Origin of the sequence: Phocaeicola plebeius, from assembly GCF_003437535.1 — a bacterium.
GTDB lineage: Bacteria > Bacteroidota > Bacteroidia > Bacteroidales > Bacteroidaceae > Phocaeicola > Phocaeicola plebeius_A.
The window spans coordinates 1-14,765 of sequence record NZ_QSQT01000037.1; the positions used below are offsets into that span (position 1 = coordinate 1).

At 38.9% G+C, this 14,765-nt stretch carries 9 protein-coding genes; 6 read left to right on the forward strand and 3 right to left on the reverse strand.

Going from position 1 to position 14,765, the window contains the following annotated elements; all coding sequences use genetic code 11:
* Positions 1–83: 83 nt before the first annotated feature.
* Entirely contained in the window at positions 84–620 is a 537-nt protein-coding gene (locus DXD04_RS14600) for a hypothetical protein (RefSeq protein ID WP_117673925.1), read from the forward strand.
* Between the two features lie 152 nt (positions 621–772).
* On the opposite strand, the gene DXD04_RS14605 is transcribed toward DXD04_RS14600, so the two are convergent.
* Together DXD04_RS14605 and DXD04_RS14610 are read right to left on the reverse strand one after the other, a co-directional pair.
* Positions 773–1,282, reverse strand: a complete 510-nt coding sequence (locus DXD04_RS14605; protein WP_117673926.1) for a PIN domain-containing protein — start codon at positions 1,280–1,282, stop codon at positions 773–775.
* 1 nt (position 1,283) lies between these two features.
* Positions 1,284–2,336 carry a helix-turn-helix domain-containing protein gene (locus DXD04_RS14610; protein ID WP_117673927.1) on the reverse strand — a complete coding sequence of 351 codons (1,053 nt, stop codon included), beginning with the start codon at positions 2,334–2,336 and terminating at the stop codon, positions 1,284–1,286.
* An 833-nt stretch (positions 2,337–3,169) separates the two neighbouring features.
* Here DXD04_RS14610 and DXD04_RS14615 point away from each other — a divergent pair.
* The 5 genes from DXD04_RS14615 to DXD04_RS14635 all read left to right on the forward strand — a co-directional run bounded on the left by DXD04_RS14615 (position 3,170) and on the right by DXD04_RS14635 (position 13,114).
* A complete protein-coding gene (locus tag DXD04_RS14615; protein WP_259299566.1) occupies positions 3,170–6,316 on the forward strand; it encodes a SusC/RagA family TonB-linked outer membrane protein in 3,147 nt (1,048 codons plus the stop codon).
* An 18-nt stretch (positions 6,317–6,334) separates the two neighbouring features.
* Positions 6,335–8,329, forward strand: coding sequence for a SusD/RagB family nutrient-binding outer membrane lipoprotein (locus tag DXD04_RS14620; protein ID WP_117673929.1), 1,995 nt, complete (start codon positions 6,335–6,337; stop codon positions 8,327–8,329).
* Between the two features lie 126 nt (positions 8,330–8,455).
* Entirely contained in the window at positions 8,456–9,799 is a 1,344-nt protein-coding gene (locus DXD04_RS14625) for an alpha-L-fucosidase (protein WP_117673930.1), read from the forward strand.
* 54 nt (positions 9,800–9,853) lie between these two features.
* Positions 9,854–11,863 carry a sugar-binding protein gene (locus tag DXD04_RS14630; RefSeq protein WP_409034806.1) on the forward strand — a complete coding sequence of 670 codons (2,010 nt, stop codon included), beginning with the start codon at positions 9,854–9,856 and terminating at the stop codon, positions 11,861–11,863.
* A 12-nt stretch (positions 11,864–11,875) separates the two neighbouring features.
* Positions 11,876–13,114: a PNGase F N-terminal domain-containing protein gene (locus tag DXD04_RS14635; protein WP_117673932.1), complete on the forward strand. Its 1,239-nt coding sequence runs from the start codon at positions 11,876–11,878 to the stop codon at positions 13,112–13,114.
* 83 nt (positions 13,115–13,197) lie between these two features.
* Here the strand turns inward: DXD04_RS14635 and DXD04_RS14640 are convergent, their stop codons facing one another.
* Positions 13,198–14,700: a S41 family peptidase gene (locus DXD04_RS14640; RefSeq protein ID WP_117673933.1), complete on the reverse strand. Its 1,503-nt coding sequence runs from the start codon at positions 14,698–14,700 to the stop codon at positions 13,198–13,200.
* Positions 14,701–14,765 lie beyond the last annotated feature (65 nt).

The window sequence follows — 14,765 nt, forward strand, 5'->3', positions numbered from 1 at the left end:
ACTGAACGGATATCACCGGAAATGCTGAACGGGTATCCGCCGGAATATGCACCACAATAAATGACTATATTAGAACTATATATTTGGATGATATATCCGCTTTCCTGATATTATATTCCATTTTAGAAACTCTTGCTGACACTGAACCTGTTTATTTTGAAGAGAAGGATATTATGAAACAGGTTTTTGACTCATTATTTGAATCTTTTATTCAAGGAATGAGAGATGCCAATGTAGGAGAAGATGAAAAATATTCAAATGGCTCTCCAATTTTTAAAGCTATAAAAGAGAAATGGTATAACGACTTACCAGGGATGTTGATAAAAAAGCCTAGGGAAATGAATCCCATAAAGAAAATAATCAAGGATAATAGTATTGACTGGAAGAAACTAAATAGACATTTTGCTACAGTAAAAAAAGAAGAAACAGGGATAAAGGACATTAAAGATTTAAGAAATACCATAATACATGACCGCAAAAATGACTATACAGAATTGTTAGATATGAAAAATATAAACAATGATTTATCTTTTGCAGTTTGCATCATTCTATTGAGAGAACTAGGAATCACTAATGTTAATTTTAACAAGAACTGGGATAAGTTGTCAATTATGAATTAGAAAAATGGTATGTCAAAACTTATTAACCATATGAATTATTGCTTGAAGTAGAGTTTGAACAGTATATAAGATAAAAGAAGAAGTAATATCATTACTCCAATACGAGGATGTATTATAGTTTTGATGTCCACTTCTTCTTATTGTTCTTTAGGCTATTTGCGCCATTTGTTTAGTCTGTTTTCTATCTCACGTGATGGAAGCCTGTTATTGATTTTAAATAGTTTTTCCAGCATGTCTGCTCCATTCTGTTTAGGTATAATTTGATAATCTTCAACAAGCATATCAAATATTTTAAGTATTCCACAAACTTCAACCCCTGATTTACTTGCAGATTTTCTTAACTTGCCATCTCCTGTCAATAAAGTATAATTATTCTTTTTGGCATAAAGCCAAACGGAACAGTCGGTGATGGACACATTATTCTCGCAGGTAGTTTGAAATTCTGCTATTTCTATTACTTCAATGGCTGAATGGAGTTTTACTGTCAGTTTATTTTGTCTAATATATGATTCAACTTTTTTCTGTTGTAAAGGTTCGGTCAACTCATGGACAACAAAATCTGTGGTGTGAATGTCTATGGGCAGACTGAAAAACTCATCCAATAAATCTACAGATATAAGATCTATGAAGATATTTGTATCATTAACAACAATTGTCCCCATATCAGATAAAGTTTAATGATGAGCGTACTTCGTTTACTGAGCAATTCAACAAAGAAGATGCTTTGCTTATGGATATTATCTCTTGAGAAATAGCCTTATAAACCAATCCTAAGAATCGGTGACTTTGTTCTTGAGGGTAGCGGGTTTCCTTAATCTGCTCATTAAAATCTGAAGAACTGTTTTTCTTTATGCAGTATCCTTTATATCTTTGTTCAGTAATAATACTGGCTTCTTTTGCTTTGTACATGAGTGCATCAATGGATATACCAAATTGTATCTGGATAGGTATAAGTTCTTGCAATGAAATATCTTTTCTGGATACGCCTATAAGTCGGATAAATTCTGAGGTCGGTATAAGCATTTCATTAGCGAAGATGTTACACAATCTTTCTCTTTCCTTGTCCTGTAATTCTTGAGCAAAGTTCAACAACAGATGACCTAATTCATGTAAGGCAGTAAATCGTTGTCTTTCTGCAGTTGCATTCTTATTTACAATGATAACAGGAACCGTTTTATTTATAAATCCGCTTAATCCATCAAATTCAGTTTCTGCATCCAGATGTATTACCTTTATACCATTTTCTTCAAGAAGAAAAGTAATGTTGCTGATGGCATCTTCTCCTAATTTCCAATCGTTACGTAATTTGCCAGCTACGGTGATCGCATCATTCTTTTCCTTGATAATAATATCCTTATAGTCTATATGAAAAGAATTATCCATATCCAGCAGATTTTCTATTTCCATATATCTCTCTATTTCGTCTATTACCTTTTCCTTTATTCCTTTTAGTGAAGAAGATTTAAGTTTGCTCTTTTTCCTGAATTCAATATCTTCCACTGTCACATTATATGGGCGAAAGAAAAAATCCACACTAACATTAAGTGCTTTGGATAAGGCTATAAGTATGGTGCTGTCTGGCATCATTATACCTTTTTCATATTTTGAGATAGACTGCTTCGATACGATATGATTCATTTTTTCGCAAAGACTATCCATAGATAGGCCATTCATAAGTCTGGCACTTTTAAGTCGCTGTGAAAATATCTGTTTCATGGCTTTAAATTTTAATGGTTACAAAGATAGTGGTTTTTGTTTGATTTGTCAACCTTGGTTGGGATTTAATCTAGAGAAAAACTCCTTTAGTGCAAGGTGCAAGCCTCCTTATATATTAAGGGGCTTGCACCTTGCACTAAAAGTGTAGCAGAGAGCCTTGGAAAATATTTATTATCAATCATTTGGCGTTTAGTTCGAAAAAGATTATCTTTGAACCATGAATTAGTGATGACGGAGGTTGTCAACAAGGGTTCATTAGAGATTTGGCAGTTTTGCTACAAAAATGCTACAGAAAGAAGTCTTGACAAGTGTAAAACTAATTGATATACAGAGTTGAAGCTGAAAGGTTCGAGTTCCCCAGCTTCCGCTTTCTGATAGAACTCCGCCAATTGGCGGAGTTTTTTTTGTGCCCTTTTGTATATTATTTTTGGTTCTGTTTTGTTGTAGCGTCGCACTTTTTTAGAAAAAGAATCTTTGTTCAAAAAAACTTGGATGTAACGGATGTTGTCATACCTTTAAACTGTAACTTCTTTTATTTTATTGTTAGAATGTGTATGTCTATGTGAAGCCTTTCTGATTCCTTGTTTGTTTTTTAACTCATATAATATTAATAATATTTAATTTTATTCATTTTTCTATATATAAAGAGTGGATTATTTAAAATATATCTATATTTGTACTATGAATAATTTTATAAATGTAAACATTAATGTAATATCTATGAAAATTAGCCATGGATATTTTTAAAATATTTAATTGATATCTTGTTGACTTCTCGTCTTTTTTGAATAATAAATTCTAATTCTAAGTTATATCATTAATCTAATTAATTTATGAGAATTGGTAGGTTTTCACAAATGTTTTTATTGTTGGTTGTTTCCGGATGGGGAACTGTATGGGCTGCTCCTGAAAAGTCAGTGGATGCATCTATACTACAACAGTCTGCTAAAATTACCACTCAAGGTACAGTTGTTGACGCTCAAGGTGAGCCTTTGATAGGTGTAAGTATTCTTGAAGTTGGTACTACAAATGGTACGATTACGGATATTGATGGTAAGTTTACTTTACAAGTAACTTCTGGAGCTACACTTGAATTGTCTTATATAGGTTATAAGACACAACAGTTAAAAGCTGTATCAGATCTTGGAACTATTCAAATGTCTGATGATACTGAGGTCCTTCAGGAAGTAGTGGTGACTGCTTTGGGTATCAAGCGTGAAAAGAAAGCTTTGGGTTATGCCATTCAGGAAGTCAAAGGAGAATCTTTGGTTGAAGCCCGTGAAACAAACCTCGCTAATGCTTTGTCTGGTAAGATTTCGGGTGTACAGGTTATTCGTTCTAGTAATGGACCTGGTGGATCTTCAAAAATTCAGTTGCGTGGTGCAAACTCTGTGACAGGTACAAATCAGCCGTTGATTGTGGTTGATGGTGTTCCTATGGATAACTTTACCGGTGCAGATAATGCGGACTTTTATAATCCGTCTTTGGATATGGGTAATGGTCTTTCAGATATTAATCCGGAAGATATTGAATCAATGTCCGTTTTGAAAGGTGCTTCTGCTGCCGCACTTTATGGATCTCGTGCAGGTAATGGTGTTATTTTGATTACAACAAAAAAAGGTACTAAACGTGAAGGTTTAGGTATTACCATTTCTGGATCAGTTTCTGCAGAAACGATTTTCATGAATCCTAAGATGCAGAAATCATTTGGTCAAGGTGATAATGGTGCATATAATACAGAAACATCCAATAGCTGGGGACCTGCTATGGGAAGTGAATATACCTTCAACGGACAAAAACGCGTGATGCAGTATTATGATAACGTAGACGCATTTTTCAAGACTGGTCTTAATTTGACGGAAAGTATCTCTTTCTCTCAGCAGTATGATAAGACATCTATCTATGCGTCTTTGAACCGAATGGATGATTCAAGCAAGATTCCTGGAGCTACATTGGATCGTACAAACTTGACTTTGCGTGCTTTTTATACATTTGGTAAGGATGATCGCTGGAGTTTGGATGCAAAGGTACAGTATATCAATACGAATGCAGATAACCGACCAATGACAGGTTCAAACGATCAGAATATGTTCCGCACTATTTACCAGTTGCCTTCTTCAATGGATATTCGTGATTATAGCAATCCTTTGACTGATGAAGGTAAAATTAATTGGTATAATAATAGTGGAATGAACCCTTATTGGGCTGAACTGTATAATACGAACCATGATACTCGTAACCGTTTTTTGATGAATGCTTCTTTGAAGTATAAATTTACAGATTGGTTGAATGCGGAAATCAAAGCGGGTAGCGATATGTATAATACAGAAAGCAATAACAAACTATATGCTGGAAGTAATCGTAATAATGGTAACAGCCAATATAGCTTGGAAGAAAAGAAGTTTTATGAAAATAACTTCAGCTTTTTGATTAGCGCTCAGAAAGACCATTTGATTGATAAGTTTGGTGGTACAATGACTTTTGGTGGAAACTTGATGGAAAGAAAAACCACCGGCTTAAAAGGTGATGCAACCAAACTTACAGTTCCAAACTTGTTTAACTTGTTGAATAGTAGTAAGAATGACCGTAACTTTAAGGAAACTTACAATCACAAGAAAATTAATTCATTGTATGGTACATTGGGTATTAACTATGATGGATGGGTATTCTTGGATGCAACTTTCCGTAATGACTGGTCTTCAGCTTTGAGTAAGGAAAATCGTTCTTTCTTCTATCCATCAATTTCAGCTTCTTGGATTATCAGTGATATGGTTGGAAAAATGGATAAGATGATGCCGTCATGGTTTACTTATGCTAAAGTACGTGCTTCTTTTGCTCAAGTAGGTAATGATATGGATGCGTATCAGTTGTATAATTATTATGAAATATCTTCCGACCCTAATGGTAATACAACAGGTAAGCCTCTTGAAACTTATTATGATTCAACAGTGCAAAGTGAGTTGATTTCTTCATGGGAAGCCGGCTTGGAATTGAAATTCTTCAACAATCGTTTAGGATTTGATGTGGCATGGTATAAATCAAATGCAAAGCGTCAGTTGATGAATATTCCGATGGATAATATGTCTGGATACAAATCTCGTAAGATTAATGCAGGTAATATTCAGAATACAGGTATTGAGTTGATGATTAATGCACGTCCTATTGAAACAAATGATTTTAGCTGGGATACTCAGTTCAACTTCTCTAAGAATAATAACAAGGTTATTGAATTAGCTCCTGGAGTTGATAAATATGAATTAGGTGGTGCCGCTGAATTAAAAGTTTACGCTGTGCAGGGTGGTAACTATGGTGAGATTTGGGGTACCAAGTTTATGCGTGTAACGGATGAAAATAGTCCGTATTATGGTAAGTTATTATTAAATAAAGCTGGTTTGCCTCAGTCTACAGGGGTTTCTGAGAAGATTGGTGATCAGCAGGCCGACTGTATGTTAGGTTGGAATAACAGCTTTAGATATAAGAACTTTGCTTTGAGCTTCCAGATTGACGGACGTTTAGGCGGTGATATTTATTCTTATACTAATTATGCATTACAGATTGCCGGCCGTGCAGAATGTACAGCACCGGGTGGAATGCGTGAGAATTTTGTAGTGGATGGTGTAATTGCCCAGCAAGATGGAACATACGCTCCTAGTACAATAAAGGTTTCTCAGCAGGATTATTGGCAGGCTATAGGTACAGGTAATACTGGTATTGGAGAAGCAAATATTTATGATGCAACCAATATTCGTTTGCGTAATATTGCGTTGAACTATTCATTTCCATCATCTATGTTAAAGAAGACTATTTTCCAGCAGTTGAAATTAGGTTTCTCTGTGAATAACGTATGGATGATTTACAGTGATATGAATGGCATAGATCCTGAAGCTGTATTTATCACAAATACTAATGCTACAGGTTTTGAGAACTGTGCATCTCCTACATCACGTTCTTATTTATTTAACGTTACTCTTGGTTTCTAATCAAAAAAAGAATTTTAAATGAAAGCGATTGATAAATTATTTTTAGGGTTAAGCCTATTCAGTTTAGGATTAACTTCTTGCTCTGATTTTGATGAGGTGAATACAGACCCTTCTAAGACACAATTAGGATCTGTTAAATCCTACTTTGCCTTGAATCAGTCTTTTAGCAAGATTCAGATGGACCCTAGTACAGGTGAACGTGTATACGTTTATAACTGGGGAGAAGGTGCTCGTTTTCTTACAGAGAAGAAACATCTGTCTATTGGTAATTATGATGATGATTATATCAGCTCTTTTTACTATCCAGCAATTGCATTTTCTATAAATAATGCGACACTGGCTGTTCAAATAGCTGAAACTCATCCGGATGAGGTGGTCGATCAGAAATTTTATCCGAATATGAAGCAGTTTGCTCGCATTTGGCGTGCATATTTGTTAGCACAGTTTGCTGATAGTTTTGGTCCTTGTGCTTTACCTCAAGATTTGACGGGGGGATTGAATCCTGTATATAGCAGCGAGAAGGATACATACAATTATATATTGGATGAATTAGCTGATGCGGTAAAAGCGATAGATGTATCTGTTGAACCAACAGAAGATCAGGCAAAATGTGACCCTTATTTTGGGTACGATGCCACAAAATGGGTGAAATATGCCAATTCATTGCGAATGCGTTTGTCTATGCGTTTGAGCAATCTGAAAGATAGGGATCCTGAAATGTATGCTAAAGCTGTAGCTCAGTTTAAGGATGCAGCTGCTGATTTGAGTAAGACAATCAGTGAAGATGCGGATATTATGGAAATTGTGCAGAATAATGGATGGGATGATTATTCTGGTCCGTATACCCGCTCTTATAATCAGCATTGTTTGTCTGGTACTTTGGCTAATTTGATGACTAACTTAGGAGGAATTTCTATTCAAGAACAACGCCCTGATATTGCAGCAAGTTACATAAAAGATGCTGATTATTTAGGAAAGCGTTTTGAGAAGCATTTTGTATTGAATACTGATAATCCGACTAAAGGATATTGGATGGACGGACTTCCTGAAAACTTGGATCCTCGTGCATTGAAATTATATTATTTACCTTATGATTCAAATGCAGATAATACGATTGATATAGGTTCTGAAGTGAAAAAATATAAAGGTACTTTTGGGCTTATTTCTTTTGAAGACGAGACAGATACCATAAAGATAGATGGTACGTATTCTTGGAATGGTATACCTGCTGGTACAACAACTAGTTTTTCGCCTTCTATGTCTAAGAACGAGTTGCCTAATAGTAGTAGTGCACGTTTGAATAATTATCCTATATTGGGTTCTCAGGCTAGAGATGCAAAGGAAAAGATGGTTTACTTCGGTCCATGGGAAACTTATTTCCTTGTTGCTGAGGCCTTGGAACGTCAGTGGGTTACACCGGGTGAAGTTGGTGGTCTTACTGCAGAAAATGCTTATAATAAAGCTGTTAAATTGAGCTTTATTCATTTTGGCGTTTCTCAGTATTACGATGATTATATTAGTTCGAGAGAGTATAATCGCGTAGGTACTTCTGTGGCATATAATCATACAGATCCTGCTTCTTCTGTGACAATGAAGTATGTTGATGGTTATACAGATCAGGAAGGAACTGTTCAATATCAGTATCCAGATGGAACTCGTACATTGTATGGTAATCAGTTGAATGATCATTTATCAAAAATATTTACTCAAAAATACATTGCTCAATTGCCATATTTGGTGCAAGAGTGTTGGTCTGATTATCGTCGTGTAGGCTTGCCATTCTTTGACATTATAGCAAATGAAAAAATGATGACAGGCACTGATATGACTGAGTGGGATCCGGAATCATGGAAATCTGGACAGAAATGGCAGTATTATCCGCAGCGTATGAGATACCCGACTACGCTTGATAATGCAAATCCAACGGAATATAAGCACGCATTGGAATTATTAGGTGGTGCTAATACTACGATGGTTCCATTGTGGTGGTCATTGGCGTATAGTCAGAAATAATATTTAAAAGAATAGCCTGACAACCTGTTTGCAGATATAATCTGCGTAAGAAATGGTTGTTAGGCTATTTTTTTGTGTATACAAATCTATTTTTTATATAAATAAAGAATGCAGTAATTGGTTGTTATGAAGAAACGATTATTTGTAGCATTGTTATCTTTGAGCATTGTCACTTCTACTATCGGACAAGTGTCGGAAAAATCACCACAAGACGTTCAGAAAGAAAAAAGGATGGAGTGGTTCTCAAATGCCAAGTTGGGTATTTTTATTCATTGGGGCATTTATTCGGTGAAGGGGGTTTCCGAAAGCTGGTCTTTCTTCAATAAATACCTGCCGTATGAGGAATACATGAGCCAGAAGGATGGATTTACTGCTTCGAAGTATGATCCTAAGGCTTGGGTGGACTTGATAAAAGAGAGTGGAGCCCGTTATACGGTGATTACGACGAAACACCATGATGGAATGGCTTTATGGGATACAAAGGCGGGTGAGCTGAGTACGGTAAAATGTACGCCGGCTAAAAGGGATTTGATCAGTCCTTTTGTAAAAGAAGTCCGCAAGCAGGGACTGAAGTTGGGATTCTATTATTCCTTACTGGACTGGTCGCATCCTGATTATCCGAACATGACACGTACGGAAGTGCGTTATACGAATGACTCCGTGCGCTGGAAACGTTTCGTGAATTTTAATATGGCACAATTGGCGGAGTTGAACAAGACTTGGAAGCCGGACTTGTATTGGTTTGATGGTGACTGGGAGCAGACTGCGGAGGCATGGAACTCTAAAGGAATTGTGGATTTGTTGCGCTCGGACAATAAGAATGTAATTATCAACTCGCGTATCCAGGGATATGGAGATTATGCTACGCCGGAGCAGGGAGTTCCTATTGTACGTCCGGAAGATAAATATTGGGAGTTGTGTATGACGATGAATGATTCGTGGGGCTATCAGCATACGGATACCAACTATAAGTCTCCTTATATCTTATTGCGGACTTTTGTGGATTGCCTGAGTATGGGAGGAAATCTGTTGCTGGACATCGGTCCGAAAGAGGACGGTACGATTCCGGAAGAGCAGGTAGCTATCTTGAAAGAGTTCGGACGTTGGACGAAAAAGCATAAGGAGGCGATTTATGATACGCGTGCCGGTATCCCGACAGAACACTTCCAGGGATATACAACACTGAATAAAGGGGGAGATATTTTGTATCTTTATTTACCTTATAAGCCTAATGGCCCCATTGAAGTGAAAGGGCTGATGAATAAAGTCAACCGGGTATGGGTGGTAGGCAATGGTTCTATGTTGTCTTATAAGGTGTATAATAAGAACTATTGGAGTGAAGTGCCTGGTAATCTTTATATTGATGTGCCCAATCATGTGCTTGATTCACAAATTACGGTAATTGCCGTATTGCTGGACGGACCGGTCAAATTGTATCGGGGAGCGGGACAGGTTATTGAAAGTAATTAATGAAAAAAATCGATTATGAGAAAACAATTGATAGGTAGTTTGTTTGCATTTGCAATGGCAGGACAGCTCTGGGGGCAGGGGTTATATGAAAAGTATGAACGTATGCTGACGCTTCCCGAAGGCTATGTGTGCTATCGTGTGGATGGAAAAATTAAAGTAGATGGAAAACTGAATGAGGCAGACTGGCAAAAGGCGCAGTCCACTTCTTCTTTTGTAGATATAAGTGGGGAAGGATTTGCCAAACCTTGTTATGATACTTCTGCCAAAATGTTGTGGGATGATAATTATCTCTATGTAGGAGCCGTGTTGCTGGAGGATGATATCAAGGCAAAACTCAGTCAGCGGGATACAATTATCTATTATGACAATGACTTTGAGGTTTTTCTGGATCCGGATGGGGACGGGCAGAATTACTTTGAAATAGAAACCAATGCGAAGGGAGTTATTTTTGACTTGATGCTGGACAAACCTTACCGTTCGGGAGGTAATTTTATGATTCAGTGGGATTGTCCGGGACTTCAGCTGGCTATTCATCGTGAAGGAACCTTGAACAAGTCGAAAGATAAGGACAAACAGTGGAGCGTGGAAATGGCTATTCCTCATAAAGCGTTGACAGTGAATTTCTCCAACCCGGATCAGGCTGGAAACTGCTGGCGTATCAACTTCTCACGTGTGCAGTGGTTGAAGCCTGGACAGCGTGAAGAAAACTGGGTATGGATGCCTACTGGACGCATCGATATGCACATGCCCGACAGATGGGGATTCTTGTATCTTTCCGATAAGGTGATAGGAACGGGTACTGATTCCTTCAAGTATCCTTACAATATGGCTGCCTATAAGTTGCTTTGGGCCATGTTCTATGCACAATTGGATAATTATGCCAAGGAGAAAAACTACATTCGTTCCAAAGAAAATTTCTTCCTGACCGAGGCAGAATTGAAGGATTTGCCTGCTGGTGCTGAAATCTTGGTAGAGGCTACACAACGTACATTCTGTATGTCGGTGAGCGTGCCTGAAGAAAAAGTGCGTTATGTGGTAGACCATAACGGTAGGTTTACTCGTGAAGCTATTACTCCCCGTCAGGTAAAGAACTGGGTATGGATGCGCATTAACAAGGAAAAGGGAGATGCGTACAATAAGAAATACTTTGCTCTGATGAAACAATGTGGCATCAGTGGAGTCATGTTTGAAGGCTATGATGAGGCTACTTACCGGATGTGTAAGGAAGCGGGTCTGGAGGCACATTATTGGAAGTGGACCATGAACCGCAGAGAAGTGCGTGAGACACATCCCGACTGGTTTGCAGTGAACCGTAAAGGGGAGTCATGCTATGATAAGCCTGCTTATGTAGATTATTACCGCTTCTTGTGTCCGAACCATGAAGGTGTGGCTGAATATTTGGCTGCTGATTACCTGAAAGAAGTGAATCTGCCTTATGTGGATGGAGTACATCTGGATTATGTGCGTTTCCCGGATGTAGTATTACCGGTGAGCTTATGGAAGAATTACGGAATTGAGCAGACTTCTGAATTGCCGGAATATGATTATTGTTATTGTGAGGTATGCCGGAAGATGTTTAAGGAACAGACCGGTAAAGACCCGCTGGAATTGAAGTATCCGATGGAAGACCAGTCATGGATAAATTTCCGTCTGGATGCCATTACACGTGTGGTCAATAAGATTACGCAGACCATCAAGGCAGATGGCAAACGTATCTCTGCTGCGGTATTCCCGGGACCTTCTATGGCTCGCAAGATGGTGCGTCAGGATTGGGGACAGTGGTCGCTCGATGCATACTTCCCGATGATTTACAATGGTTTTTATTATGAAGGACCGGAGTGGATTGGACGTTCGGTGAAGGAAAGTGTACAGACGATTAATGGCCGGGCTAAAATTTATGCCGGATTGATGTTCCCTGATATTAAGAATACCTTTGAGCAGGCATTGGATGAAGCTTTCAACAATGGAGCTTCAGGGGTTTCCTTCTTTGACGGGCCGGACGAAGAGTATCTGCATAAGTTTAAGGCTTATTTGGATAAAAGAGGTTTTGAGGTTGCAAAATAATAAAATGAGTATATGAAGATAGTTAGTATGTTTGTTTCCTTATTCGTGGCGTTGAACGTATGTGCGGCAGGACATAAGGAACTTCCTGCAAAAGGAGATTTGAATTTGACGGTATTTGACAAGGAGAATATTCATTTTGTACCAGATACGTATGCAGGGTATTCTGCAGCGGGTGCGGATGGAGTCATTCATCTGGTGAACGGTCGTATTATTTTAAAGAAGATTCAGATTCCCGATTACCAGCGGGATGTGACGGTCAGCTTGAAGGTGACCGTAGCCTCTAATGGTGACCGCTGGGATAAATCCGGTTCTTGTTTTGTGCTTCCCAAGAATTCGGCTGTGAATCTGCTGAGTATTGCACAGGGAAAGAAACAGTTTCCGGCAATTGACAGCTTGAAACTGGAAAATATGATTGGAATTGTACCGGGAAAGGACTATTTGCCTACAATAGAGCTGATGCGTTTCATGACGCCTTTCGGGGTAGGGCATTTCAGCGCAGAAGATGATTCTTTGTCCAGCAAGCGTCGTCCGGTTTATATTCCTAAGTGGGAGAAATGTGTGCAATGGGAGCAGGACATTACGGATTTATATTCGGCCCTTAAAGGTGAAGTGTATGTTGGTATCTTTATTGACACGTGGACAAAAGAAGGGTATGTGGCCAGTATGGAGCTGAAAATCAAGGAAACTCCGGTAACATGTGAAAAGCTTGTCCGCCGTCATGTGGAACCGCTGATGAACACGGTATATTATATCGGTCAGTCTTATCCGGACATTTTTGCTCGTAAATCTGTTTCTACTGATTTTGTGCTTCCGAAGAATGCGAAAAATGTGCGTTTGAAATACATTGTAACCGGTCATGGAGGCCATTCCGGTGGTGATGAATTTGTGCAGAAGCGCAATATTCTTTCCGTGGATGGTAAAGAGATTTATAGTTTTGTTCCTTGGAGAGATGACTGTGCTTCTTTCCGTCGTTTCAATCCGGCGACTGGTGTTTGGCTTATCAAACGCCTGGCGGCCTATATTAGTGAAGATGGTTATAAGACCAAGGAGGTAGAGGAACCATTGGCATCTTCTGATTTATCGCGTTCTAACTGGTGTCCCGGATCGGATGTTTTGCCAGAGGTAGTTGAACTTCCAGGCTTGCAAGCAGGAAAGCATACATTCACTGTCAGCATACCTGAAGCCCAGCCTGTAAATAAGGATGAGTTGAACCATTGGCTGGTGTCTGCTTATCTGGTATGGGAAGAATAAGAATGTGTTTGAATCATAGATGATTGAATAAAAAAGTTCGCCAGATTCTTTTACGGAGTCTGGCGAACTTTTTTATTGAACCATTATTTGGAGTGTGAAGAAATGAATGGCGGAATCAGCTGGATACGTTTTCCAAAGAGTGGTGTTTTTACAGGCGGGAGTGCCTTGAAGTGTGGGGAAGCTGCACTACGGCTGCCTACACCGTTGGTTTCGTATGAACGTCCGGCTTCCATAAGTGCCTGTTTCAAGAGAGGCTCGTTGACGTCTCCTATTTGATAAGCCTGTATCGGGTCATCCTCAATTTGGATATCCGGGATGAGTCCATCAGGCATACAGGGAGTTTTTCCATCGGCATTCTGGTAAATGCTGACCATTACATAGATTCCCCAGTTCTTCAGTTCTTGTGGGCATTTCTCGTACATCTCTTCTGCGCTGAGCATCCACCCGGTGCAGTACTTGCCGTGTGTCTGTGTGCCGATGAGTCGAACGTTTGTATAAGGCATTAATCCGCCAAGCAGTGCTTCGGATGCGGATGCTGATCCGGAACCGATTAATCCGTAGATTTTTTTCAATTCGATGTTAGCATCTTTTGTGCTTGCATTGACTTCCACTTCCGGGTAATTGAATTCTGTGGTGAAGCGGGTTTCCAGACTTTCTCCTTGTTTCTGGTAGCTTTCGCTCAAATAGCTGTTGTAGATTTCTTTTTCGAATACTTTCTTGCTGCTGACAGCTTCTTGTGGAGCAAACATGGAGGCTAACACGTTTTCAGTGATAACATAACCTCCTCCGTTGTACCGGAGGTCTAAAACCAGTTCTTCAATACCTTCAGCTTTAAACTTTTTCCCGATTTCAATCAGTGGATTGATGGATTTCAGGTCAAAGCCGGTATAGGCCAGATAGCCCACTTTCTTTCCGTTGAATTCATATACGGAGTCGCAAATGATAGGATTTTCGTACATGTTGACAGCTGTCAGCTCTATTGATTTGTTCCGGCTGACAATGATATCTTCTTGCAGTTCTCCGAGGGAAACTTTTAAGGTAGGTTTGTAGTATAAATCCTCATAGTTGTCGGGGGTGATTTTTTCATCATTTATAGAAAGGATAATATCTCCTCGTTTAAATTCCGCTTTTGCAGCAGGAGTCCCTTCATGGACAAAGTTTACGACTGCTACATATTGATTCTTTTCTTTGTTTACCGGATAGAAAGTCAGATTCCAGCCAAATGTAGTAGAAACCCCTTCCACACTGCTGTTAAAGGAAGCCATGTCGTCGGTGAGCATGGACCATTTGTCAATGTATTTATCTCCTTGGTGGTACCTTATTCGGTCAACGGTGCCGATTGGGTCATTGTTAGTCTCGATGTTCCAGTTGTCCAGGTCACTACTGATTTCCTTATTCCAGTAATAGTAGGTACTCATAGCCTCCTTGCCGAACATGTTGGCATAATAGAGTTCTGTGGGGGTCTTCGATGTGGGATTCTGATCACCTTCTCCGTTTGTCGGTTTTGGATTTTCTTCCGAACATCCAGTCAGTACGGCTCCTCCCAATAGAGTGGAAAGCAGTAGCCATGATAGTTTTTGGTTCATAGTTTAATTTTTGAGAATTAGTACAAGGTTTTACTTGACAAAAGTAACAAAAACTATCTGTTTTC